This is a genomic window from Arthrobacter sp. 9V, from assembly GCF_902506065.1.
GTDB lineage: Bacteria > Actinomycetota > Actinomycetes > Actinomycetales > Micrococcaceae > Arthrobacter.
Map to the genome: position 1 here is coordinate 2,635,300 of NZ_LR732912.1, position 23,384 is coordinate 2,658,683.

A 23,384-nucleotide genomic window follows, 5' to 3' on the forward strand; every position below is an offset into this window, starting at 1 on the left:
TTGCAGTATTACGCGCCGGTGACCGCGTGGCGGTCTGCGTGCTCGATCAGCTGAGCAATGGCCTCATCCCGCCAGGCGGCGGCTTCCGGTAGCAGCTTGGTGAACTGCGAGGACCCGTGGACATGGCCGGCACCCATCGTGAGGGTCGCTTTGCTGCCTGCTGCGTTGAGCTTCTCGGCGTAGCGCGCTCCGTCATCTTGCAGCGGGTCGAACTCGGAGGTCATGATGTGGGCAGGCGGCAGTCCGGACAAGTCCTGTGCCAGCAGCGGGGAGGCGTACTCATTCGTCGCGTCCTCGGGGGCGGGAAGATAGCCATCGAGACAGACTTGCAGCTCGGCCCGGGACAGCGGGTACTCCCCCGTCCCGTACTTCTCGACCGAGGGGCTGCTCGCGGTCAGATCCAAAGCGGGGACCTCCAAGAGCTGGAAGGTGATCGCAGGGCCGTTTTCGTTTCGGGCCTTCAGCGTAATAGCGGCGGCGAGGTTCGCGCCCGCCGATCCGCCGCCGACGGTGACACGGGTGGGATCGGCATCGAACTCTGCGGCGTGCTCGACTATCCATTCCAGCGCGGCGTAGGAGTCGTTCAACGGGCCAGGGAACTTGTGTTCGGGCGCCAGGCGGTATTCGACGGCGACGCTCACAAAGCCGGCCAGAGCGGTCCGTTCACGGCACACGATATCTACAAAGGGATCATCAATTGTGCCGAACATCCAACCACCGCCATGGTAGTAGAGGTGGATAGGGTGCGGCCCAGAGTGTTTCGGTTGGTAAATGCGCACAGTAATGTGGCCGCCGTCGACCTCTACCAAGGCCTCGGTGATGGTGCCTACCTCGCGGGGTTCTTCGGCAACGGCGGCAGCCAGGGCCGTGGCGCCGTCGTTGCCGGCCTGCCGCTGGCCCTCAAGGCTCATTTCCTTGAGTGATGCTTGTTTCGGAATACTGCCGAGCAGGGCTTTAAGAGCGGGAATGACGGGCATGAGAGAGTCCTTCGTGATTCGGTAGGTTTTTTGCGGAGGTGTTGGCTAAGAAGCCGCAGTGGATGAGGTTGGGCGTTGACGCTGCCGCTGGCGGTGCGGGTCAGCGATTGGTGCGGCCATCAGGAGAGCCTTCGTGTAAGGGTCCGCCGGCGCGGTGGTGACCAGTTGGGTTGGCCCTGATTCTTTGATGGCGCCCCGGTAGAGCACGGTGACTTCGTGGCAGATGTGTTTGACCACCGACATGTCGTGGCTGATGAACAGGTAGCTCAGGCCACGCTCACGCTGTAGGTCGGAGAGTAGGTTGAGCACCTGGGCTTGCACGGAAAGATCCAGCGCACTCACGGCTTCGTCGCAGACGACGATTTCAGGGTTGGTGATCAGCGCCCGTGCGATGGAGATGCGCTGCCGCTGGCCACCGGAGAACTGGCGGGGACGCCGGGAGCCGGCGTCAGGTTCCATGCCGACAGCGGTTAGGACTTCGGCCACACGGGCGTTTACGTCTACCTCGCCCAGCATGTTCTGCGCCTTCAAGGGCTCAATCAGGCTACGGCGGATGGTGAAAGATGGGTTCAGAGAGGTGTTCGGGTCCTGGAAGACCGCCTGCATGGATCTACCAAGCCTCCGTCGGTCTTCACCGGCCAGGTGGGTGATGTCCCGGCCGAGCAGTTCCACGCGGCCGGTGGTGATGGGCACGAGTCCGAGGATGGCTTTGGCGAGCGTTGATTTTCCTGAGCCGGATTCCCCGACCAGTCCGACAGTGGTGCCGCGGGGAATGCGTACACTGACGTTGTCGAGTGCTGTGAAGTTCAGGCGTCCACGACGGTACTGGACAGTGATGTTCTCGGCGACGAGCACCGGAGGCGTGGTCTGGTTCATCGGTCCAACACGCCTTCGCTGGCAAGTTCTTCGGCACGGATGCAACGGGTGACAGAGCCTGACGGGACGATACGCAGTGGCAGAGGCCCATCCACGCACGCATCGATGGCGAAGGGGCAGCGGCCGGCGAAGCGGCATCCGGTGGGCCAGTTTCCGGGAGCGGGTACGCGTCCCGGAATTGTTTCCAGTCGTTCCCCGAGCGGAGACACGCTGGGGTCCGCGGCCAGCAGGGCCGCGGTGTAAGGAAAACGGGGCGCCTTGAACACGGTGTACACGTCGCCCATTTCCACGACCTCGCCGGCGTACATGACCACTGCCCGATCAGCGATGTCAGCGACGACGCCCCAGTTGTGGGTGATGATGAGCACGCTCATTTGGGTAGACCGCTGCAAATCACGAAGAAGGTGGAGAATTTCCGCCTGCACAGTGACATCAAGAGCGGTGGTGGGTTCATCAGCGATGATCAATCGGGGGCGGCCGGCCAGCGCGAGGGCGATGTTGACCCGTTGCGCCATTCCACCGGAGATCTCATGCGGGTAGAGCTTGAGTACCCGTCCTGGGTCGGTGATCTGCACCTGCTGCAGCAGCTCTTGGGTGCGTTCCTTGAGCTTCGGCGACGACAGCTTCTCGTGCCGGAGGATCACCTCGCGCAGGTGGCTCTCGATCGTGTGCGTGGGATCGAGGCTTCCGAGCGCATCCTGGGCGACGTAACCAATGCCTCGTCCTCGGACCGCGGCGTAGGCCTGCGGGCCTCCTGCCAGAAGATCGACGCCGTCGAAGATGACGCTGCCCCCGCCGACGTGCAGTCCGGGCGGCAGCAACCCGAGGGTAGCAAGGGCTGTCACCGATTTGCCGCAGCCCGATTCGCCGACGACGGCGACGATTTCCCCTTGGCCCACGGTGAAGGTCGCATCGTCGACGAGCCTCACCTCATTGTCGAGTGACACCTGCAGGTTGTGGACCTTTAGAAGATGACCTTCGGTGTGGAGGTCCAGCTTCTCGGTGGCCGGGACAACGGTAGCGGTTCGGCGACGGCGGCGAACGGTCGTTGATGACTCATCGGACGTGGCGTCCCGGATAGCGTCACCGAGGAGCCCGAACGCCATGACGGTGAGGATGATGATCAGACCAGGTGGCACCAGCGGCCACGAGGTGAGCGAGATGACCGTGGATGCTTCACCGATCATCCCACCCCAGGTAGGCCGGTCTCCATCGGAAAGCAGTCCCAGAAAGGCCAACGCGGCCTGGACCACCAAGGCGGCGCCGATGAACACCGAAGCCTGGACGAGGATGGAGCCCAAGGCGCGGCGCACGAGGTGCGTGGCCATGATGTTCACCGGTTTCACGCCGGCGACGGTGGCGGCGGTGACGAACGCTTCTTCCCTGACCACCAAGGTCACGCCCCGCACGACGCGGATTAAGCCCGGTGAACCCAGGACACCCAGGGTGGTCATTGCCGCTACGGGGTTGGACGAAAAGACTGCCAGGACGACCAGCAAGATGATGACGGCCGGGATGGACATGGCAATCTCAGCGACGCGGCTGATGATGCTGTCGATACGTCCGCCCCGGTAACCGGCGATGATGCCAAGCGGAACTCCCAGGAGAAGGAAGACCGCCAGCGCGACCAGGGCGTACCCGAGGGACGGAACAGTCGCGTAGAGGAGCCTGCTCAGGATGTCACGGCCCAGCGTGTCCGCGCCTAGCCAGTGGGTGCTGCTGGGACCGGTGAGGGTTACCAGCAGGTCCTGCTTCCCTGCCGGGAAGGGGGCGATCACTGGCGCGAGTACACCGAGTATCACGACCAGCAGAATGAATAAGCTGGCGATCACCCCAAGGGGTTGGCCTTTCCAGGCTCGACCCAGCCAGGATGGGCGCTTGGGTGCTCCGCCGGATGGGGAATGGCTTGATTGGGTGGGTGTTGTCGCTGTCATTGAACTCTCACACGTGGGTTGAAGTAGCCGTACGCGAGGTCGACAATCAGGTTGACGACAATCGTGATGAGCGTGAAGTAGACGACCACCCCTTGGATCAGGGGCAGATCGCGGGAGGCGGTGGCCTGCACCGCGGTGCTGCCCAGCCCGGGGATGGCAAAGATGGTTTCGATGGCCACGGTGCCGCCGAGGGCTCCCACGAAGACAAGTCCGATGACCGTCAGGATCGGCACTGCTGCGTTGCGCAGGGCGTGCCTGTAGATGATGGAGCTTTCCTTGACTGCGGCCGCGCGCAGGGTGCGCACATAGGTTCCGTCCAGGGCCGTTGCCATTGAGTCCCGGGTCTGTTTAGCGATGCGTGACAGTGCAGGGAGGGACAACGTGATGATCGGAAGGATGAGCGATTGGGCCCAGAGTCCGGGATCATCGGTGAGTGAGACGTACCCGGTCGGTGGCAGGAGCCTGAGTTGCACGGCGAAGATGACGACCAACACCAGGCCCAGCCAGAAGTCCGGGATGGCCAGGGCGAGAATCGAGGAGGAGTCAACGATACGTCCGAGGGCTCCGCGGCGTGCTGCGCGGATGCCCATCGCTATCCCGATCACCGAGGCCACGAGTGTGGCCCCGACGATCAGGGACAGGGAGGGCTCAAGCCGTGCATTAAGAAGTTCCGTCACCGGCTGCCGACTGATCAACGACGTTCCCAGGTCTCCGTGAAGCGCGCCTGTCAGCCAGTTCCAGTACTGCTGCCACAGTGGGAGGTTTAGCCCCAGTTCTTCCCGCGCTGCAGCAAGCTGGGCCGCGGTGGCGTTGGGTCCAAGCAGGGCCCTGGCCGCGTCGCCGGGAAGAAACGGGATGAGGACAAACGAGATCATGGACGCGATGAGCGCCAATGGAATCGACAGCGCCAATCGGCGCAGGATCAACCTAAACACGGGTCAGTGACTTTCTTATTCGGTGGGGCGCAGGTCGGTGACCAGCGGGACTCCGGCGTTCGCGGATGTTGCATCGAAACCGGTCAGACCAGAGGCGAGGTAGTAGCTCAGCGGAGCGCCGACGACCGGGATGGTCCATGCTTGGTCCATAAGCCGTTCATTGATCTGCTGCTGCAGCGCGGCACCTGACTTTTCATCAGCGGCGCGGTACTGGTTATAAAGTTCATCGAGCTTGGGATCGACCGTCTTGAACCAATTGAAGGGCCCGGCAGGGTTAACGAAACCTGAGTAAAGCGTGTTCATATCTGCCAGCCCGTATCCGATGACCGCTGCCGGGTATTTCCCTGAAACCATCGCCGTGAAGTAGTCCGGAGCGGATGCTTGAGTGGTGAGCTCAAGTTTGACGCCGACCTGCTCAAGCTGCCCGCCGACTGCCTGGGTTAGTTTGTCGAGTCCCGCGAGCGAGGTCGTAAGAACCGGCAACGTGAACCCGTCCTTGTAACCGGCTTCCGCGAGCAGAGCCTTCGCGGCTTCGGGATCGTATTTGTACTTCTCGTTGAAGTCCTTGTCGTAGGCCGCTTGGCCATCCAGAGCGTACTGCGAGAGCGCAAGGTCCTCGGAACCGTAGAGCGCCTTCGCGATCGCCTTGCGGTCCACGGCCATATTCAGGGCCTGCCGGACCCTGACATCACTCAGCGGCTTGGAGACTTTCCCCTCCCGGTCGGCGAGATTGATTCCTGACAGGGCCTGGGGCGGTGCGACGACCTGCAGCCCTGCAGCGCGGGCTGCCGGAAGGGTCGTAGCGTCACCGAGAGCGGCCTGGACCTGACCGGCCTGCATTGCCTGCACCGTGGACGACGGGTTTGCGATCACGCGCACTGTCACGGTGTTGAAGTGCTGACGCTCCGGGCTCCAGTATTTGGGGTTCTTCACGAACGTGTAGTGATCCCCGGCGACTGTCTGGGCGGCGTCGAGCATGTACGGGCCAGCCCCGGCTGTGGCCGTGTCAAGCGAGGCAGGATTATCCAGGGACGCCGGGCTAATCAGGTAGCCCGCGCCGAAGGCCTGAGCGAAGTAGAAGGTCAGCCCCGGATCAGGGCGGGACAGGGTCAGGCGGACCGTCAAAGGGTCCATGACCTCGACGGTCTGCACCGACGCCAACAAGGTCGACGGGGTTCCGAGGGTCTGGGCGCGCAGATAGTCGAGGTTCTTCTTCAGTGCCGCGGCATCCAGAGCTGTGCCATCGCTGAACGTAAGGTCCTGACGAAGCGTGAGCTCGTAGGACTTGTTGCCCTCGCCGACGTAGCCCCACTTCTCAGCCAGCCCGGCAGTGAACGTGCCGTCGCCTTTCATGATGACCAGGGGGTCATAGGCCCACTGGTACAAAGGCGAGTAGGCCGGATCACCAATTGCGGGGTTCAGCGACGGCGGGACCACCGACGTGGCGAAGGTGACGGTATCGGCGTCGTACGGCTTTCCTGTCGTCGTAGTCGTGCCACCTCCGCTGGTGGAGCAGCCCGTTACCGCGATACCAAGCACCATCACACCAGCTGTAAGCACTGTGCCCCGGCGTGCAGGTGTCGGCTTCAGGGTTCCTTCTACGCGTCCCGGGGATCCTCCTGCAAAGAAGGACCTGATTCGGGCGCTTAACCGCTGATTTGTGGTCTTGTCCACTGGCGACGTGGCCCGTGAGCTGGATCGTGTGGATACGGTTTCGTCGGCACCGTTCACTTGCACTTCGTCCATTTTCATCCTCCGTTGGAATCCCATACCCGGCACCACTGCCGGGCTAAATGGATTTAGCAAAAAGATGACACGTGCTTTAGGTCACTGTCAAGCCCCTGAGGTAATTTCCCTGAATTAGGGGGTGATGGCTCGCCGGGTTGAGTCCCGGTGCCGAAGGTGCATTTGCTCGAGGTGCTCGCCGGCCGCTGCTGCCTGCACGTCGAGGGCGATCTCCACGGCCCGGCGACCCATGGCCTCGAAGGGGAGGGCCACGGTCGTCAGCTGCGGCCTCAGAACCGAGACGATGTCGTCGTCATCGAAGGAGACGATGGAAACATCGTCGGGAATCATGAGGCCCTCCTGGCGGAAGCCTTCGTAGGCCCCCGCCGCGAGGGTGTCGTTGAGCGCGACCACGGCGGTGACCGGTCCGTGCTCCTCGACCGCCCGGCTCGCGGTATCCAGGCCCGTCTCGAAGTCCCATACAGGTCGGTCGAGGGCCACCTGAACGACCTCCACCCTGGCCCTCGAAAACTCCGAGAGGAGACTTTCGATGCGTCGCTGCACTGGGACAGTCCAGTACTCCGGTTCGGAGGTGCCTAGGATGTGTACGCGACGATGGCCAAGGTCGATGAGGTGTCTGGCAGCCTGCCGTCCGCCGTTTTCCTCATCGGGCAGGATCGAGCGGTACTCCCCCGGGCCCGCGCTGCCGTTGAGGACGACGAGTGGAACAGGCAGTTGACGTTCGGGCATCATGATCGTTCCGGTCACCGTAGCAAGGATCAGCGCGTCGACTTGGCGGTCCAGCAGAGCCTCGATGGCTAGTTCCTGTTCCCGCAGGTCGCCTTCGGTCTCCGTTACGAAGAGCGTGTGATCCCGTTCTCGAGCAGCCCTCAGGGCTCCGCGGATCATCGGCCCTGCGTAGCGCGTGGATGCAATGCGATCAGAAACAAAACCGATGGTCGCGGATTTATCCATGCGCAGACCACGCGCCATCAGGTTCGGCCTGTAGTTCAAGGCCTCGGCCGCTTCAAAGACCCGCCGTCGGGCGTCGACGCTCAACCTGGTGTTCTCCCGCCCGTTGAGGATCAGCGAAGCGGCCGTCCGGGACACGCCCGCCCGTTCGGCGACGTCGGCCAGCGTAATTCGGGGACTCATTGCTCCATTCTCGCCGGTCATGCGTACCTACGATGGCAGGTCTTGACAGATTTCAAGAAGAACATGAGACTAGTATTCGCTAAATCCATTTAGCTTCCAAGCTTTCTCCACCCTTTCCATGAAAGGTAATTCATGCTCGACGTCAGCGGGGACGTTGCCCCGGGGTTCGGCCCTGTTGCGGACGCCTTCAGAGAGAACTTTCAAAGTCATGGCGACATCGGCGCGGCCTGCGCAGTTGTCGTTGACGGGGCAAAAGTGGTGGACCTGTTCGCAGGACGCTCCCGACCGGACACGGTATGGACAACCGCAACGCGCAGCGTCGTCTTTTCCGTGAGCAAGGGCATCACAGCTATCTGCCTCATCATGGCATCCGAGCGACACTACCTTGACCTCGATCTTCCCGTGGCCCAGTACTGGCCGGAATTTGCAGCCCACGGCAAAGACCGGATTACTGTCCGGCAGCTTCTCGCCCACAGGGCCGGGCTCGTCTATCCCGCCATCCCGCTGTCTCCTGCGGACATCCAAGACTGGACGCCAACGGCCGAGGTTCTGGCCGCCCAGGCACCCGAGTGGCAACCCGATGAAACCTTCGCCTACCACCCCATCACCATGGGATTTTTGGCCGGGGAAGTACTGCGACGCACCACAGGCCTGAAGCCCTCCGAATGGCTCGAAAAATACGTCACAGCGCCCTTGGGCCTGACGATGACTTTTGGTGCCGACGGTAACAGTCCCGATTTCGCGCCGATCATCCCTCCGGTGGTGGAAGGAGCTGTTCCCTATCCTCCGGACGAACTGGTCGTGGCTGAGAAGGCGATGACCATGTCCGGTGCTTACGAGGCCGACTTCTTCAATGGTGCTAACGGGGATGTATTTTTGGGGAGTGAAAGCCCCGGGGCGAACCTCGTGTCCACCGCCCGGGATCTGGCTCGCCTGTATGGTGCCACGGTCGCTGATGTCGACGGGACCCGCCTGCTGGAGGATGATTCCATTGACCGGGCAACCCGGCCGCTGTCGCAGGGACAACCGTTCTACGGGGCCGACGAGGGCAATATCTGGGGCACCGGATTCATGCTCCACTCGCGACGTCGCGGCATGGCCGGACCTGGCAGCTTCGGGCACGATGGAGCCGGCGGCCAGCTGGCCTTCGCCAGCCCGAAACACCGACTCGGGTTCGCCTACCAAACGGTCCAGGCAGGACTGCAGACCGACTTAAGGGCGGAGCTGCTCTCGCGGGCTCTTCGTGAGTGTCTTTAGCCAGATTCCCCCCGCCCGGAGCGGCGCCCAAGCACCCAGGGTCCTTTGGAGGCAAGAGGCGTCATTAGGCCACGAACCACAACAAAATGGTTGCGGTCTGGCATCCATCAACACCCGTTACGAGTGCATTCCCACTCCTTGACGGGCCCGGCCAGATGCTTCCCCGGCTCGCACTGAAGTGCCCCAGTAGAAGCGACTGACGTTCGTGGAATTCGATGAGGCGGCTAACAGCGTTGTGGGGGGCCTGAGCTCCCGTGGGATCACGGCCGACGGTCGTCGACATTCTCGCCAGAATGGCTGGGCATGGATCGTCTATTACCACGCGATCTTGATAGTCGGCGAGGTCGTGACCCTCTTGACGTCACGCTTACCGCCGACGAAGCCAGAGCAGTCCTCAACGACGCCGGCGCCAAAGCCCCAATCGCATCAGCAGACGCACCGTTCCGTTGTCCTCAACTGTGCCCCCACGGCCACGATGCACGGTCGGGAAAAGACGACGCTGTAGTCTCCGCGCTGCGTGTGTAGGGGCACGCAGTCACCAACAAACGATGATGAACGTGGGCAGGGGTCCGGTTCTGATGCGTCGTTGCGTGCGGCCCTCCGTCCCGAGCCGGTTGCTGTATGGTGTTGCCGCGTTCAGCCGTGGGGTGCCATCGCGTGGTGCTCCGTCGAAGGGCGTGCAGGCCTGGGAATCTGGACCCCGGAAGTGCGTTCGATGGCGTGGTCGAGGCGGTCATCGATGCTTGCAACGAGTCGCACGACGAGAGTTTCGAGCAGTTCGAAGTCTCCGTCGTTCCAGTCCTGGAAGATTGCTTCGTAGGCTTGGCTCGAGACCGCGACAATGCGCTTGGCGACTTCCCGTCCTGCGGGGGTAAGCCCCACTACGCTTTGCCTACCGTCTTCGGGGTCCGGCATGCGCCCGACAAGTCCTGCTATCTCGAGCCGACGGACTATCTTGCTGACGTTCGACCTGCCCGTACCAATGGCATCCGCCATGTCGGTGGGACGTGCGGTCGTGCGGTAGATCAGCTGGTTCAGCAGCAAGAACGCGGGCATATCCTCCGGCAGGGGGAACCCGCTTTGGACCATGATTCCTTCACGCACTGCGGTGGAGTTCATAGCCGTGACGAGCGCCTGCAGGGCAACCGAGAAATCGACACCCCTGCCGTGAAGAAGGGGCGCCGAACTAATTTCAACGTCCCGTAAGTCAACGCTCTCTTGCGGTCTCCTGGCCATGAACTCATTATGCACACAGGGCGCGCCAAAGAAAATGATTGTCTTCAGGACAATCATGGTTTACAGTGACATAAGTCGCAAAAATGATTCGTTTCAATGACGCGGCGCATATCGGTCTTCCGATCCCTCATCTTCAAAAGAGAAGCTCGTGCCTCAACTCACTTCGGGTCGCGCTACCCGCCCCTGGTGGACAGCGGTTGTTTCGGGAATGGCTTCGTACATCGATGCTGCCGCGATCGTTAGCTTCGGAACCGCCATGGTCCTCTACCAAGCCGTCCTGGGCCTGACCCCGGGCGAGATCGGTCTGGCCTCCGGCGGTCTTACGCTCGGCATTGCGTTCGGCGCCATCATCGGCGGACGGATGGGTGACCGTTTCGGACGCAGACCGGTCTTCACCGTCACGATGGTCCTCATCATCGCGGCTGCGCTGGCTCTTGCGTTCGCTGGTTCTTTCCCTGTGATCATGACTGCGGCTCTTCTTCTGGGTCTTGGTACCGGAGCGGACCTGCCGGTGTCGTTGTCCACGATTTCCGAGGCAGCATCGGATGAGAACCGCGGGAAGCTCATCGGGTTTTCCCATTTGTTGTGGGCAGCGGGCATCATCGCGTGTTCCTTCCTCAGCGCAGGCGTCGCCAGCCTGGGAAAACTAGGCGCGCAGATCCTGTTCTTCCACATCGCCATCGTGGCCGTACTAGTCCTGATCGGCCGGTTGACCATCCCCGAGTCCAGCACCTGGCTGATCGCCCGCGATGAACGCCGCCGGGGCATCAAGACCGTCCGTGCGGACCGTGCTTCGGTCAAGGACCTGCTGCGGGGCTCCTACCGCACCCCGTTCCTGGCACTGCTTGGCTTCTACGCTCTCACTAACCTCGCCGCGAACACCGGCGGCCAGTTCGGCTCCTACCTGCTGGTCAACGCTGGCGGCGTAGACCTGCAAACCGCGACTCTGATCGGCCTGCCTTTCATTCCTCTGGGCATCGTCGGTGCACTCTGGTTCATGAAGATCGCTGACTCCTCCAAGCGGTTCACCTACTTCAAAGTTGGTGCTATCTGCTGGGTTGCCTCCCAGTTGGTCTACGTCGTCTTCGGCATCAGCCTGACGACGGCGATCATTGCCGGCCTCATAGGACTTGTGGGCAGTTCCTTCGCTTCCGAGGGAATCATGAAGGTCTGGACCCAGGAGCAGTTCCCCACCCTGCTGCGCACCACCGCCCAGGGCACCATCATCGCCGTCGCACGACTGTTCGCCGCTCTCCTGGCCACCGTTACTCCACTGCTGGTGGCCCTGAGCCCGAACCTCTTCTACCTGTTCCTGGCGATTGTCATCGCCGCCGGCTGCGGGATCGCGTGGAAGGTGTTCCGGACCCGCGACCGTCACGACGAATTCGATACCGAAGCACAGAAAGACGTGGTCCCCGTCGCATGAGCACCACCGCACTAGCCGAGACGTCCACCCCGCAATTCACCAGGCGCGGAGACGGTGCGTTCATTTGCGCGCCTGCCACCCTGCCCAATCAGGCGCCGTACTTTCGCCGTGAGTTCATGGCTGAGGAAGGGTTGGTACGAGCAACACTTTCGGTGACCGCATTAGGAATCGTTGAGCCCTACCTCAACGGCTCCCGGGTAGGAGAGGAAATGCTCTCCCCTGGGTGGACTTCCTACCGCCACCGCGTGATGGTCACGACCATCGACGTCACCCCCGAAATCCACCCCGGGCCTAACACAGTAGGTGCGATCGTGGGCGAGGGCTGGGCCGTGGGGCGGCTCGGATGGGAATGGCAACGCCAACTTTATGCCGAGCAGCCAGCGCTGTTCCTTGAACTTGAGCTGGACTACGGCGACCACACAGTGGTTATCGGCACCGACGAGGCCTTCCGCGTTGGCACCGGAGCGGTGCTGGCGAACAGCATCTACGACGGCGAGACCTACGACGCGCAACTGGAACCGGCCGGGTGGAGCGAACCCGGTTTCGATGACACCGCGTGGACCCATGCTCGCACTGTTGCTTGGGACCTCAACACCCTTGCGATCCCGACGGCCCCGCCGATCCGTCGCATCGAAGAACTCGCTCCCGCGGCGATCCTGACCAGCCCCTCCGGGAAAGTCATTGTTGACTTCGGCCAAAACATCTCCGGTTGGGTGCGACTCACCGTCGACGGCGAGGCAGGACGTGAGGTCACGATCCGCCACGCGGAGATCCTCACTCCCGGCGGCGAGCTCGAAACCGAAACGAACCGCACGGCCGAGGCGACCGACCGGTACATCCTGCGCGGCGGTTCAACCGAGACGTGGGAACCGCGCTTCACGTTCCACGGTTTCCGTTACGCCCAACTCGACGGATGGCCCGGTGAGCTAACCGCTGATGCCATCAGCGCCGTCGTCGTCCACAGTGACATGGTCCGCACCGGCTGGTTCGAAACCTCGAACCCCCTGGTGAACCAGCTGCACTCCAACGTCATCTGGTCCATGCGGGACAACTTCGTTGGCGTGCCGACGGACTGTCCCCAGCGGGACGAGAGACTTGGGTGGACCGGTGACATCAACGCGTTCGCCCCCACAGCAGCATATCTCTACGACGTTCGCGGAGTGCTCGGTTCCTGGCTTCAGGACCTGGCCGCGGAACAACGGGAAAAAGGCTATGTCCCCTGGGTGGTCCCCGACGCACTGTCCCAGCCATCCACACCTACCGCTTTATGGAGCGACGTCGCAGTCAGCCTTCCGTGGACGCTCTACCAGGAGTACGGCGACCCCGACATCCTCCGCAGCAGCTACTCATCGATGACCACCTTCATCCGACAAGTAGCGGCGTTGCTCGATGAAGCAGGACTGTGGAGCTCAGGGTTCCAGTTTGGTGATTGGCTGGACCCCGACGCCCCAATAAGCAACCCAGCCGCAGCGAAGACCGACCGCCACCTGGTCGCTGCAGCGTTCCTCTGCAAATCGACCCGCGAAATGGCCGCCACCGCGCAACTGCTGGGCCACGACCAGGACGCAGCCGAATTCTTCGCCCTGGCCACGCGTGTGCGCAATGCATTCCGACATGAATACGTCACCTCCGCCGGCCGCCTGGTCACCGAGACCGCGACGGCCTACGCCCTCGCCATCACCTTCGACATCCTCGATACTGACCAGCTACACAAGGCGGGCAGCCGCCTGGCAGAAATCGTCGCCCAACGCGGATACCGGATATCAACCGGGTTCGCGGGAACACCCCTTGTCACCGACGCGCTCAGCACCACCGGGCACACCGATACCGCCTACCGGCTCCTCCTCGAAGAAGACTGCCCTTCCTTCCTGTACCCCGTAACTATGGGAGCCACCACCATTTGGGAACGATGGGACTCCGTCCTCCCCGACGGAACCATCAACGCCACTGGAATGACCTCCCTGAACCACTACGCGCTAGGCGCCGTGGCCGACTGGCTGCACAGGGTTGTGGGCGGGCTGCAACGCACCGAACCCGGATACAAACGGATCCGCATCGCCCCGCAGCCCGGCGGAGGGCTCACCCGGGCCCGCGCCGCACACGACACACAGCACGGACGGATCGAAGTATCTTGGGAGATCCAGGGCGGCGAAATCTGCGTGGAGGCCACCATTCCGCAGGGCACTCAAGCCGACGTCGTACTCCCCTTCCATCCTCATGAGGGAGAACTCACCGTTGACGAGGGCCGTCACAGCTGGCGATACCCGGCACCCTCCGAATACGGGGCCCTCACCGAGGTGACTATGGATTCTCCCATCAGGGACCTGGCCAAAAACGAGGCAACGTGGCAGGCCGTCATGACCGTACTGCAGCGGTACTTCCCCGGCATTCCACTCGATGCCTCCGCCCCCGAAGCTGCCGCAATGTCCCTGAACATACTCCTCGAACACGTCCCCGGCGTCTCGACCGAACTCGAGAACGACCTCAAAAACGCGCTGTCAACAACAGGCATCTGATACACAACAACGATTAATTTCAACCGGGCCATCCCCTTAAGGCGATGCCTGCAAGAAGGAGTTACCATGCACCAGCTCATCGCGGAGATGACACTCGAAGAAAAGGCTGGGCTCGTTTCCGGTGCCGCGTTCTGGAGCACCCGCCCGGTTGAACGGCTGAGCATTCCTGCTGTCACCATGACGGACGGCCCACACGGAGTCCGGATGCAGCGGCAGTCCGCCGACCACTTGGGCCTGAATGCCAGCGAACCAGCCACATGCTTCCCCACGGCCAGCTCGACCGGCTCCACGTGGAATCCGGAACTCCTCGCAGAAATGGGTGAAGCCCTTGCGCACGAAAGTCGCGCCCTCGGCGTCGACATCCTCCTGGGCCCGGGCGTAAACATCAAACGTTCACCCCTATGCGGCCGCAACTTTGAATACTTCTCCGAAGACCCTTTCCACGCCGGGGTCATGGGGGCCGCGTTCGTGCGGGGAGTGCAGTCCCAAGGCGTCGGCACCTCGCTCAAACACTTCGCGGCCAACAACCAGGAAACCGATCGGATGCGGATCGACGCCCAGGTCGACGAACGTACCCTCCGCGAGATCTACTTCCCCGCGTTCGAACGCATTATCCGTGAAGCAGCTCCGACAACCGTGATGTGCTCCTACAACAAAGTCAATGGCTTACACGCATCACAGAACTCGTGGCTGCTCACTGACATGCTCCGCAAGGAGTGGGGCTTCAACGGATACGTCGTCTCTGACTGGGGAGCCGTTGGTGACCCGGTAGCCGCCGTCGCCGCAGGCCTCGATCTCGAAATGCCCAGCACCGGGGATCGCAGCGTCAACGCAATCATTGAAGCGGTAAACTCCGGGGTACTGGACGAGTCTCTTCTGGATTTGGCCGTTTCCCGAATCCTCACCGTTCACGAAAACCTCCTCAGTACCCGCACTTCCGCCCCTGTCGTCGACTTCGACGCACACCACGCCCTCGCAGGCAGAATCGCCGCGGAAGGCACCGTTCTCTTGTCCAACGAGGGACACCTGCTTCCGCTGTCCGCCGCCGAAGGCGACACGATCGCCGTCATCGGTGAATTCGCACGAACACCCCGTTACCAAGGCGCCGGAAGCTCACACGTAAACCCCACCCGCCTTGATGACGCACTGACAGCAATCCAGGCAGCAACAACCAGAACGGTTGAGTTCGCGGCAGGCTTCACCTTTGACGGCGACCGCAACGAACAACTTCACGCAGAGGCCATCGCTCTCGCAGCCCGGTCCAGCGTGGTGGTGATGTTCCTCGGGCTGCCGCCACAAAATGAATCAGAAGGTTTCGACCGCTCGCATATCCTGCTGCCGGAAACCCAGCGGAACCTGCTGGATGCAATCGCACGCGTCAACCGGAATATCGTGGTCATCCTCAGCAACGGCGGTGCCGTCAGCCTTCAGGGAATAATCGGAACCGCGCCCTCCATCCTGGAAATGTGGCTTGGAGGTCAAGCCTCCGGGACCGCCGCCGCGGACCTTATTTTCGGAACAGCGCAGCCTGGCGGGCGCCTCGCCGAGACAATCCCGCACTCACTGGCCCAAACCCCGGCCTTCGTGAACTGGCCCGGCGAAAACGGCGTCGTCAGGTACGGAGAGGGCCTCTACGTCGGTTACCGCTGGTACGACCACACGGAGCAGGACGTCGCGTTCCCCTTCGGCTACGGCCTCAGCTATACCACGTTCAACTGCATCAGCATGACCGTGACTGTTCCCGACAACACAAAAGCCCAAGCCTCCGTCGAGATCTCAGTAACGAACGCCGGCAACCGGGCCGGAGCCGAAGTGGTCCAGGTCTACGTCACCGACAACGAGGCTTCCGTCAGCCGACCTCGCAGAGAACTCAAAGGCTTCACGAAAGTATGGCTCGAGCCCGGCGAGGTAAAGAACCTGCTCGTCGAACTGGACGAACGCGCGTTCGCCTTCTGGGGAACCGCCGGTTGGACCGTCGAACCCGGCACATTCACGATCCACGCCGGACCGAACTCCCGCGATCTTCCGCTGGCCGAAGTCCTCACGCTGAACGTGCCACAACAATCGACGATCCTCGACACAGAGTCGACACTCCAAGAATGGGCTAGCCACCCCGCCGGCCTTACAGTTTTGAAGCAGGCGATGATCCGCATGGGACAGTCGGCGGACGCACTCACCAACGAAGAATCGCTTCCCATCTTTGGTTCCATGCCGCTGCGCACCATCCTTGGATTCGCCCAGCAAGCCAACGCTGTTGAGTTCGACGTTGATGAAGCCCTCGCCAATCTTTTGTCTGCAGTCGAGAGCGCCTAGTTTCAGAGAGATCTCATAGCTTTTCAAACCGGTGACTTGCTGACGGGAAATGTTTGTTCTCGGACCGGAATTAGTGGGACTCTAGTGGATAGATGCGAGAACTCCGCCGAGGCGCTTGTTTCCAGAGTTCCAACCGTCGGTCCCCGTGGCCCGATATATCGTTTCCATGGACGGCTTGAATGATTCCATCAAAACATTGGGTAGGCGCAGGGTATACAAAGTCCGTGATTGCGACAGGGAGCCGATGGACCGAGACACTATCGACATGATTCTCGAGCAGTGGAAGAGTATCCGCCCCGACCTCGATGCAAGTTCAATGGAAGTTATCGACCGACTCAGCAGGGCCTCTCGCTTGTCCTCGTTGGGCGTGCAAAAAGACCTGAGGCCACAGGGCCTGGAAACATGGGAGTTTGACGTTCTGCTAGCGCTACGGGGATCGGTCGCGAAGTCACCGCTTTCACCTGGGAGCTTGGCAAGCTTGTGCATGGTCAGCCCCTCAGCCATGACGAACCGGCTAAATCGCCTTTTCGTACGCGGGTTGATACGTCGGGAGACCGACCCCGAGAACCGTCGGCAACAGTTGATAAGTCTTACGCAGGAGGGCGTCGCGCTGGTGGATGTATTGGTTGTGCACCACGAGGCGAATCTCCAGAAGATGCTTCATGGTTTGACGGTGTCTGAGAGGTTGGAGTTGGCTAGTTTGCTGGGCAAGTTCCTGAGGAACAATGGCTTACAGGACCCATGACAGCTCCAAATCGGAAGATCGCTGTAAGTCTCGGCGCCGTATCCTCCTGCGTCCGTGACCCGGCGATCGACGCTGCGAGAATAGTTAGTTTTCAGCATGGGAGTGCCCACCCAGTATGTCTTTGATCGGCAGGTAACCCCGTGTGGAATTAGACATCAATTCGGTTGTCACAGGTGTCCCTTTTCGGCGTCGACGAAGGGCTTGCCGTGGGAGAGCGACTTAGTGGCTGGGGTAACGGAGAACGAGTTGGGTAGGCGGACACCGTCCACTGGGCAAAAGGCGGCGCGGAAGAAAAAGGGCCGGTCGGGGCGCGGGTGGCCATGTTCGTGGTCGGGCCCTTAGCGCCGAGGAGCCTCGAAGTGCTCGCTGTCCGCCAGCAGAGCCTGTCGAACAATGGCAGTGATTTGTGCGGAGATAAGGGATGCTGCGAGCCGGGGCGGCACTTGCCGTACCTGTGCACGAGCTGGGTCGTTCTTAGCTGTCCCAATACGTCATGCGCAGCCGCGGCTTTGCAATGTCATCTGGAATGCTCCGTTGGGGACGTTCGCCCGAAGCGCGGCCGCGGGATTTCTTCGGCTATGAATCCCACTGAGAGTCCGTGGTAGACGAACGCAGGTCCCGGTTCCCAGCGCGGCCGCTGGAAGGCGAGGTTGCTAACGCTGGGAATCAAATCGCTCAGTGCAAATTCACCCCATCCTGGGTGAAGGAGCGAATCCCAGCGCGGCGGGCAAGCGGACGGCGGACGTTCCTGGCCATGGGTGCCAGACTCTGGCCGGAAAGTAGCAACGGGCAGATCCAGGTCCAACTGTCTTGGGTCGGAGGGCGACGACAGGCTAATGGTCCTTAGAACGTTGTTGACAAAAAATACGACACTGCGAGTAGTTTGGTCCAGGACCAGCCGGAGCCGCCTCCACGGCGTGAATAACAATGACCAAGTTGCCTACAAGGACCGTGCGGCCAGCCCTGCGATCCCCCAACGCTCTGACATGTTCAATGACAACGCCATCACCCACACGCCCGCAGCCGGGTTCGAAGTTGCCGAGTATGGACCTTCTTATCAGGTTTCAGTCGGCTTTATCACGGCGATGCGGGTGATGATGCCGGCGAAGTCGTCCTACGCGGTGGGGCTTTCTCGTGCCCCGTCCCCGCGAATGAGGGTAACCGGCATCTCTAATTACGCAGGACTGGGTTGAAGATCAGGCATAATTGCCACTGTGTTCCCCTAACGTGAAAGGCCACTGCGGTCGAGGGCTCGGTCAGATGATTTAGGGGTCTGCAGGTAGTACAGGTCATGGACTTCGTTTTCACGGATGTGCCAGAAGTCTCAGATCCACCGGTCGCCAAAGGCGAGCATGGCGACTGATCCTGATCGTGGAGGGGCCGCTCACGTGTTTACGCTGCGGTGGTCAGCAGCATGCGCTTTCAGTGCGCCGATGACTTGGTCGCGCCAGGCGGCTGCTTCGGGGAGGAGCTTGGTGAACTGGGAAGAACCGTGAACGTGGCCTTCCCCGAGGAAGAAGGTCACAGGTACCCCCGCGTCCCGAAGCCGCTGTGCGTAGCGGGAGCCGTCCATCTGCAGAGGGTCGAATTCTGAACTGATAATAAGCGCGGGCGGGAGCCCGGAGACGTCGTCAGCCAAAAGCGGCGAAACGTAGGGATTGGTCGTATCCTCGGGTGATCGCAGGTACCCTCCGACGCACAGGTCGATTTCTGCCTTCGGCAACGGATACTGGCCTCCGCTGTACTGTTCGACGCTGGGACTGGATAACGTTAGGTCGAGGGCCGGGACCTCGAGTATTTGGAAGCTGATTTTGGGCCCATTCTCGTCTCGGGCTTTCAGTGCAATGGCAGCCGAGAGGTTTCCGCCTGCGGAGCCGCCGCCGATCGTGACGTTTCCTGGGTCGCCGTCATAATCGGCGGCGTGCGCGACGGCCCACAGCAGCGCTGCGTATGAGTCCTCCAGAGGGATTGGGAACTTAAACTCTGGAGCCAAGCGATACTCGACGGCGACGGTGACGTACCCGGCCAGAGCGGTCCGCTCCCGGCACACATTGTCTACGAAGGCTTCCTCTATGGTGCCTGCCATCCAGCCTCCACCGTGGTAGAAGACGTGGACAGGGTGCGGTCCCGGGGCGGTGGGCTGGTAGATGCGGACCTTGATTTCACCACCATCGACCGGAACCATTGCAGTGTCTACCGAGGCTACGTCAAGGGGTTCCTCAGCAACGGTTGCTGCCAGAGCATTGGACCCTTCGAGCCCGGCCTCCCGCAAGGAAGGGAGGTCGATCAGATCTGTAAGACCGTTGGCGGGCAGGGCGTCAAGGAGGGCTTTGAGTGCAGGAATAACTGGCATGTCAGTGTCGCTTTCTTAGGGACGGGATGTGAAGAGCTGGTCGGGACGGCTATAGAGCAGTGGTGCGGCTTGCATACTCGGAATCGGGTTTCTGCTCGTGCTGGAACTCGTTGGCTATGCGGCCTCCGCGGAATCCAATCCACCCAACCACGACGCCCAGGAGAGCAGCGATGGCGGAGACTGTGTAAATCAGGCCCGGGGAGAACGCGATGACGGCGGGAATGACGGCGGCGGTTGCAGCGGCCGTAAGACGACCAAAGGTGAAGACGAAACCTTGGGCAGTGGAACGCAGCATGGTGGGGAACGATTCGTTTCCCCAGACCCTGGCAATGGGTTCGCCGCAACTGGTTTGCCCGATTGAGCCGATCAGGAGAGCGCCGAGGATAGTGACCAGAGTGAAGCCAAAAAACACAGGGAGCAGAAGACCGAGGACTGTGACGAGACCGCCGACGAGGAACAGCGGGATCCGCATACTGGTGTCAACGTATTTCATGAAGAGGAACAACGCGATGAACGCCAGAGGGAACAGCAGGATCGTGTAGGGCACGACCTCGGTGATTTGCAGGCCCGCGACGTTGACTGCCACATAAGTAGTGAAAGAGCCCAGAACAGTGCTGGCGGACAGCACCAGAGCGTAGAACACTGACAGGACAATGAACGGGCGGCGGAATGGAGGCTGCAGCAGGTCACGGACGCGGGCTTTTTCAGCACGGACGGTGTGGATGCCCCGGCGGCGTTCCTCGCGGGACTGCAACCACATCGGAGATTCCGGTACGGTGAGTCGTAGCCCCAACCCGATAAGGGCTACGACAACGATCAGACCATACAGTATCTGACCGCTCATCCGTCCCAAACCACCGGTCACTGTGGTGATGATGACAACGGTTAGGGACGCAGCAATCCACATGACCTGTGTAAAGACGAGCATCTTGCCGCGGTTTTTCTCGGTTGCAGCCTCGGCAATCGTTGCCAGCGACACGGGCAGGTCCGCACCGACGCCCAGGCCCAGCAGGGCGATGCCGACGAGTAGGACCGTGAAGTCCGTAGAAAAGGTCGGCGCCAAGCTGCCGACGGCGATGACCACCATGGTCACTATAAAGACCTTGCGGCGGCCAAAGAGATCACCCAGGCGGCCGCCGACCAGCGCTCCGAGAGCCAATCCCACAGTCACGACTGCCGTGAGCAGACCCACTTGATCGGCAGTGAGCCCGATCGTTTGCTGGTAAATCACCAAAGCGATGCCATTGACCGTCAACGCTGCGCCATCAACATAGGAAGCCAAGCCAGCTATGATAGCGACCCGCCAAGGGTGCTTATACCCCGTCATGGGAAAGGCTGTCCCAACTGGCGTACCGCTCGAGTCTGGGGTTTGAGTGCTGGACATGTAATCCTCCTTGATTAATCGTGTCAACCACGGTCAATACCAAAATATGCGCTAAGGTTAATCGCGTCAAGCAACTGGAGGTAGAAATGAGTTCCATACCTTTGACCGTGAGCGATGTAGCCAAGGAAGCCGGCGTTTCGCGTGCGACTGTTAGTTACGTCTTGAACGACCGCAGGGACGTACGAGTCAGCGAGTCAACACGTCAGCGCGTGATGGATACCGCGCGTAGGCTCGGCTATGTTGGCTCGCCCGCCGCCAGGGCACTCCGCAGCGGCCGCGGGGATGTGGTGCTCCTACTCGTCCCCGATTGGGAAATTTCCGGTCAGCTAGAGCTCTTACTGGAAGAGATCGGCCGTCTGGTCGCCGAATATGGGCTGGTGTGCATCCGCTACGAAGGTGAGCACTGGCAAGGTTCGCTGCACAAGCTGCTCTCTCGCATTTCTTGTGCATGCGTCGTTACATTTGACCCGCTAACCACTGACGATGCGCAGGCGCTCGAGTCCGGCGGTGTGCCTGAAGTAGCTGCACGGCTGCTAGACCACCCCGGACTGCCGCACAACACGGCGATCGGGCAGGACACCATAGTGGCCGCCCAGGTCGATCATCTGCTCGGACAGGGCTATACCCGCGTCGCTTACCTTGCAACCGAGGAGCCGCGCGGACGTGCCTTCACGACAGCACGCGTCGCAGCGTTTCATGACATTTGCTCGATCCGCGGTGTCGCGGGTGCGATGTCAGCCACCGTCCCCCAAGATCTAGAAAGCATCTCCGAGACCTTGCAAGCTTGGATCAGCACGTCAACTGAACCGCTCGGAATCGCCGCGTGGAACGATCTGACCGCTCTGGGCATCATCAGCGCAGCGGCTTCCCGGCAGATCCAGGTTCCTCATCGGCTAGGCGTCGTAGGCGGCGATAACAGTCCCGTCGCGGCACTCGCACGCCCAACCATCAGCAGTGTCAAGTTCAATTTGCCCTCGGAAGCTAACCAAATTGCAGCCCGTATCGCCGACGTCCTCGGACACGCCAAAAACGACGTCAGTGAAGGGCCCGCTGTAGTTGAAGTTTTCACCCGGCTATCGACAGCCGGACCGTCTCAGTAGGCGACTGGTCCGACCTGCGTGCAGGAGGCGCGCGTTCTATCGACGGTCGGGGCTACAGCCTCAGCCCTGAACCTTGGCGTGACTTGAGGGCGTTAGTTGGAAGGGAATGCTAAATTCCGCCAACACGGGAACTTTAGTATTTTCATACAAAATCTCTTGGTAATTTGTGCAATTGAACGGTTCGGCACCCGGCAGGTTGTATCTAGAATGTGGTGTATCAAGATCTCAACCTTTGGGACGAATAGGAAACTCTCGGGTCGCCAGCAAAAGCTCACCTCCGTTCTTCGTCCCTTACAACGCCTGGTGGAGCTGGCAGCCAAGGGCAAATTCGAGGGAGTCGAAGTGACCAAAATTGCCATAGTCACAGGTAGTACCCGCCCGGGCCGCATCAACGATCAAGTTGCGAAGTGGGTTTTGGAACACACACTGCCACGGGCCGAAGCCGAATTCGAAATCGTAGACATCGCCGACTACGAACTGCCCCTTCTAGACGAACCCTTTCCGGCCGGCTACCAGAAGTATCAGAACAACCACACCAAGGTTTTCTCCTCCAAGATTGCGGAGTTTGACGGCTATATCTTTATCGTTGCCGAGTACAACCATTCGGTCACAGGAGCGCTTAAGAACGCTCTGGATTATCTAAACGTTGAATTTAACAACAAAGCCGCCAGCTTCGTCTCCTACGGCTCAAAGGGCGGCGCCCGGGCCGTTGAGCACCTCCGCGGCATCGCCTCGGAACTCCAACTCGCCCATGTTCGAAACCAAGTGATGTTCTCGATTTTCTCCGATGTCGAGAATTTTGAGATCTTCAAGCCTGCCGAAACCTCGACGTCGGCTCTCGACGCGATGCTTGATCAGCTGATTCCTTGGACGCGGGCAATGGAGTATGTTCGAAATCAAGCGCTGGTAGTGCGCGCCAGTTAGCGCATCCTGAGCGCGCATCGGCAAGGAATACACTTGCAAACGAGAACAGGGCTTGGCTTGCAACTGTTGATGAAGAGCGAGAGATCACTAGCCCCATCCAGCTTTGATGATGGCAAAACGAGCGGTGGTTGTCCTTAGCCCCTTGTTTCCAAGAACGTCCCGTTTTTGGCAGCCTACACGGTGGAGTGCAGTAACAAGTACAGGTTGGTGGCCCTGCACGATCGTCGTCGACAGAACAAATTATGCGTGCATTTTGCAAAGGACCCCGGACCAGCGCATGGGCGCCCCTATTCCGGGCACGGCTACATAATAGCTCTAATCGGCTCCAATTTAGTATCCACGTAGGCTTCCCTCACCGGGTGGAGCCAGGATGAATCGAGTTTACGAAGTGCGCTTAGGACGAATACTGACTCCCACGGGGCCTCAGTATGCAGTGTCACAAGACGGTGCGTGGCTCCATATTGAGGACCCGTTTGCAGCAATCTTGTCGTATACAGGGCAAGCCACGCCGACTCATCGAGCCACGTT

17 protein-coding genes are annotated in these 23,384 nt (G+C 61.0%); 8 read left to right on the forward strand and 9 right to left on the reverse strand.

The genetic code is table 11. The features are described from left to right. Positions 1 to 8: 8 nt before the first annotated feature. From BACI9J_RS12190 to BACI9J_RS12215, 6 genes are all read right to left on the reverse strand, one after another. Complete coding sequence (locus BACI9J_RS12190; RefSeq protein WP_159734618.1) at positions 9 to 977, reverse strand: alpha/beta hydrolase; 969 nt, start codon at positions 975 to 977, stop codon at positions 9 to 11. A 45-nt stretch (positions 978 to 1,022) separates the two neighbouring features. Continuing rightward, positions 1,023 to 1,853 carry an ATP-binding cassette domain-containing protein gene (locus BACI9J_RS12195; protein ID WP_159734619.1) on the reverse strand — a complete coding sequence of 277 codons (831 nt, stop codon included), beginning with the start codon at positions 1,851 to 1,853 and terminating at the stop codon, positions 1,023 to 1,025. Next, positions 1,850 to 3,655, reverse strand: a complete 1,806-nt coding sequence (locus BACI9J_RS12200) for a dipeptide/oligopeptide/nickel ABC transporter permease/ATP-binding protein (protein ID WP_159734620.1) — start codon at positions 3,653 to 3,655, stop codon at positions 1,850 to 1,852. Before BACI9J_RS12200 ends, BACI9J_RS12195 begins: the two co-directional genes overlap by 4 nt. A 128-nt stretch (positions 3,656 to 3,783) precedes the next feature. Further along, positions 3,784 to 4,722 carry an ABC transporter permease gene (locus BACI9J_RS12205; protein ID WP_159734621.1) on the reverse strand — a complete coding sequence of 313 codons (939 nt, stop codon included), beginning with the start codon at positions 4,720 to 4,722 and terminating at the stop codon, positions 3,784 to 3,786. A gap of 15 nt (positions 4,723 to 4,737) precedes the next feature. Further along, positions 4,738 to 6,468 carry an ABC transporter substrate-binding protein gene (locus BACI9J_RS12210; RefSeq protein WP_159734622.1) on the reverse strand — a complete coding sequence of 577 codons (1,731 nt, stop codon included), beginning with the start codon at positions 6,466 to 6,468 and terminating at the stop codon, positions 4,738 to 4,740. A gap of 114 nt (positions 6,469 to 6,582) precedes the next feature. Next, a complete protein-coding gene (locus tag BACI9J_RS12215) occupies positions 6,583 to 7,602 on the reverse strand; it encodes a LacI family DNA-binding transcriptional regulator (RefSeq protein ID WP_159734623.1) in 1,020 nt (339 codons plus the stop codon). Positions 7,603 to 7,734: 132 nt separating this feature from the next. Between BACI9J_RS12215 and BACI9J_RS12220 the strand changes: the two genes are divergently transcribed. Then, the gene (locus BACI9J_RS12220; protein WP_159734624.1) at positions 7,735 to 8,859 is read left to right on the forward strand and encodes a serine hydrolase domain-containing protein; all 1,125 of its coding nucleotides are present in this window, start codon (positions 7,735 to 7,737) and stop codon (positions 8,857 to 8,859) included. A 636-nt stretch (positions 8,860 to 9,495) separates the two neighbouring features. On the opposite strand, the gene BACI9J_RS12225 is transcribed toward BACI9J_RS12220, so the two are convergent. Beyond that, positions 9,496 to 10,095 (reverse strand): MarR family winged helix-turn-helix transcriptional regulator, encoded by a 600-nt coding sequence (locus BACI9J_RS12225; protein WP_159734625.1) that lies wholly within the window; start codon positions 10,093 to 10,095, stop codon positions 9,496 to 9,498. A gap of 148 nt (positions 10,096 to 10,243) precedes the next feature. Between BACI9J_RS12225 and BACI9J_RS12230 the strand changes: the two genes are divergently transcribed. From BACI9J_RS12230 to BACI9J_RS12250, 5 genes are all read left to right on the forward strand, one after another. Continuing rightward, entirely contained in the window at positions 10,244 to 11,521 is a 1,278-nt protein-coding gene (locus BACI9J_RS12230) for an MFS transporter (RefSeq protein ID WP_159734626.1), read from the forward strand. After that, positions 11,518 to 14,037, forward strand: coding sequence for a glycoside hydrolase family 78 protein (locus tag BACI9J_RS12235; protein ID WP_159734627.1), 2,520 nt, complete (start codon positions 11,518 to 11,520; stop codon positions 14,035 to 14,037). Before BACI9J_RS12230 ends, BACI9J_RS12235 begins: the two co-directional genes overlap by 4 nt. Positions 14,038 to 14,103: 66 nt before the next feature. Then, positions 14,104 to 16,350 (forward strand): glycoside hydrolase family 3 C-terminal domain-containing protein, encoded by a 2,247-nt coding sequence (locus BACI9J_RS12240; protein WP_159734628.1) that lies wholly within the window; start codon positions 14,104 to 14,106, stop codon positions 16,348 to 16,350. 316 nt (positions 16,351 to 16,666) lie between these two features. Further along, positions 16,667 to 17,095, forward strand: coding sequence for a MarR family winged helix-turn-helix transcriptional regulator (locus BACI9J_RS12245; protein ID WP_236558852.1), 429 nt, complete (start codon positions 16,667 to 16,669; stop codon positions 17,093 to 17,095). Positions 17,096 to 18,012: 917 nt separating this feature from the next. Continuing rightward, positions 18,013 to 18,288 carry a hypothetical protein gene (locus BACI9J_RS12250; RefSeq protein WP_159734629.1) on the forward strand — a complete coding sequence of 92 codons (276 nt, stop codon included), beginning with the start codon at positions 18,013 to 18,015 and terminating at the stop codon, positions 18,286 to 18,288. A gap of 191 nt (positions 18,289 to 18,479) precedes the next feature. Here the strand turns inward: BACI9J_RS12250 and BACI9J_RS12255 are convergent, their stop codons facing one another. Together BACI9J_RS12255 and BACI9J_RS12260 are read right to left on the reverse strand one after the other, a co-directional pair. Beyond that, complete coding sequence (locus BACI9J_RS12255) at positions 18,480 to 19,448, reverse strand: alpha/beta hydrolase (protein WP_159734630.1); 969 nt, start codon at positions 19,446 to 19,448, stop codon at positions 18,480 to 18,482. A gap of 49 nt (positions 19,449 to 19,497) precedes the next feature. Next, positions 19,498 to 20,832 carry an MFS transporter gene (locus BACI9J_RS12260; protein WP_328699798.1) on the reverse strand — a complete coding sequence of 445 codons (1,335 nt, stop codon included), beginning with the start codon at positions 20,830 to 20,832 and terminating at the stop codon, positions 19,498 to 19,500. 20 nt (positions 20,833 to 20,852) lie between these two features. Between BACI9J_RS12260 and BACI9J_RS12265 the strand changes: the two genes are divergently transcribed. Beyond that, positions 20,853 to 21,932 (forward strand): LacI family DNA-binding transcriptional regulator, encoded by a 1,080-nt coding sequence (locus tag BACI9J_RS12265; protein WP_159734632.1) that lies wholly within the window; start codon positions 20,853 to 20,855, stop codon positions 21,930 to 21,932. Between the two features lie 342 nt (positions 21,933 to 22,274). Then, a complete protein-coding gene (locus BACI9J_RS12270; RefSeq protein WP_159734633.1) occupies positions 22,275 to 22,856 on the forward strand; it encodes an NADPH-dependent FMN reductase in 582 nt (193 codons plus the stop codon). The last annotated feature ends 528 nt before the right edge of the window (positions 22,857 to 23,384 follow it).

Bases quoted from the DNA above. Each gene is read 5' to 3' on its own strand.
- BACI9J_RS12215 (WP_159734623.1), bottom strand. From the start codon at position 7,602: ATGAGTCCCCGAATTACGCTGGCCGACGTCGCCGAACGGGCGGGCGTG.
- BACI9J_RS12260 (WP_328699798.1), bottom strand. From the start codon at position 20,832: ATGTCCAGCACTCAAACCCCAGACTCGAGCGGTACGCCAGTTGGGACA.
- BACI9J_RS12240 (WP_159734628.1), top strand. From the start codon at position 14,104: ATGCACCAGCTCATCGCGGAGATGACACTCGAAGAAAAGGCTGGGCTC.
- BACI9J_RS12220 (WP_159734624.1), top strand. From the start codon at position 7,735: ATGCTCGACGTCAGCGGGGACGTTGCCCCGGGGTTCGGCCCTGTTGCG.
- BACI9J_RS12235 (WP_159734627.1), top strand. From the start codon at position 11,518: ATGAGCACCACCGCACTAGCCGAGACGTCCACCCCGCAATTCACCAGG.
- BACI9J_RS12210 (WP_159734622.1), bottom strand. From the start codon at position 6,468: ATGGACGAAGTGCAAGTGAACGGTGCCGACGAAACCGTATCCACACGA.
- BACI9J_RS12225 (WP_159734625.1), bottom strand. From the start codon at position 10,095: ATGGCCAGGAGACCGCAAGAGAGCGTTGACTTACGGGACGTTGAAATT.
- BACI9J_RS12195 (WP_159734619.1), bottom strand. From the start codon at position 1,853: ATGAACCAGACCACGCCTCCGGTGCTCGTCGCCGAGAACATCACTGTC.
- BACI9J_RS12245 (WP_236558852.1), top strand. From the start codon at position 16,667: ATGGAAGTTATCGACCGACTCAGCAGGGCCTCTCGCTTGTCCTCGTTG.
- BACI9J_RS12190 (WP_159734618.1), bottom strand. From the start codon at position 977: ATGCCCGTCATTCCCGCTCTTAAAGCCCTGCTCGGCAGTATTCCGAAA.
- BACI9J_RS12255 (WP_159734630.1), bottom strand. From the start codon at position 19,448: ATGCCAGTTATTCCTGCACTCAAAGCCCTCCTTGACGCCCTGCCCGCC.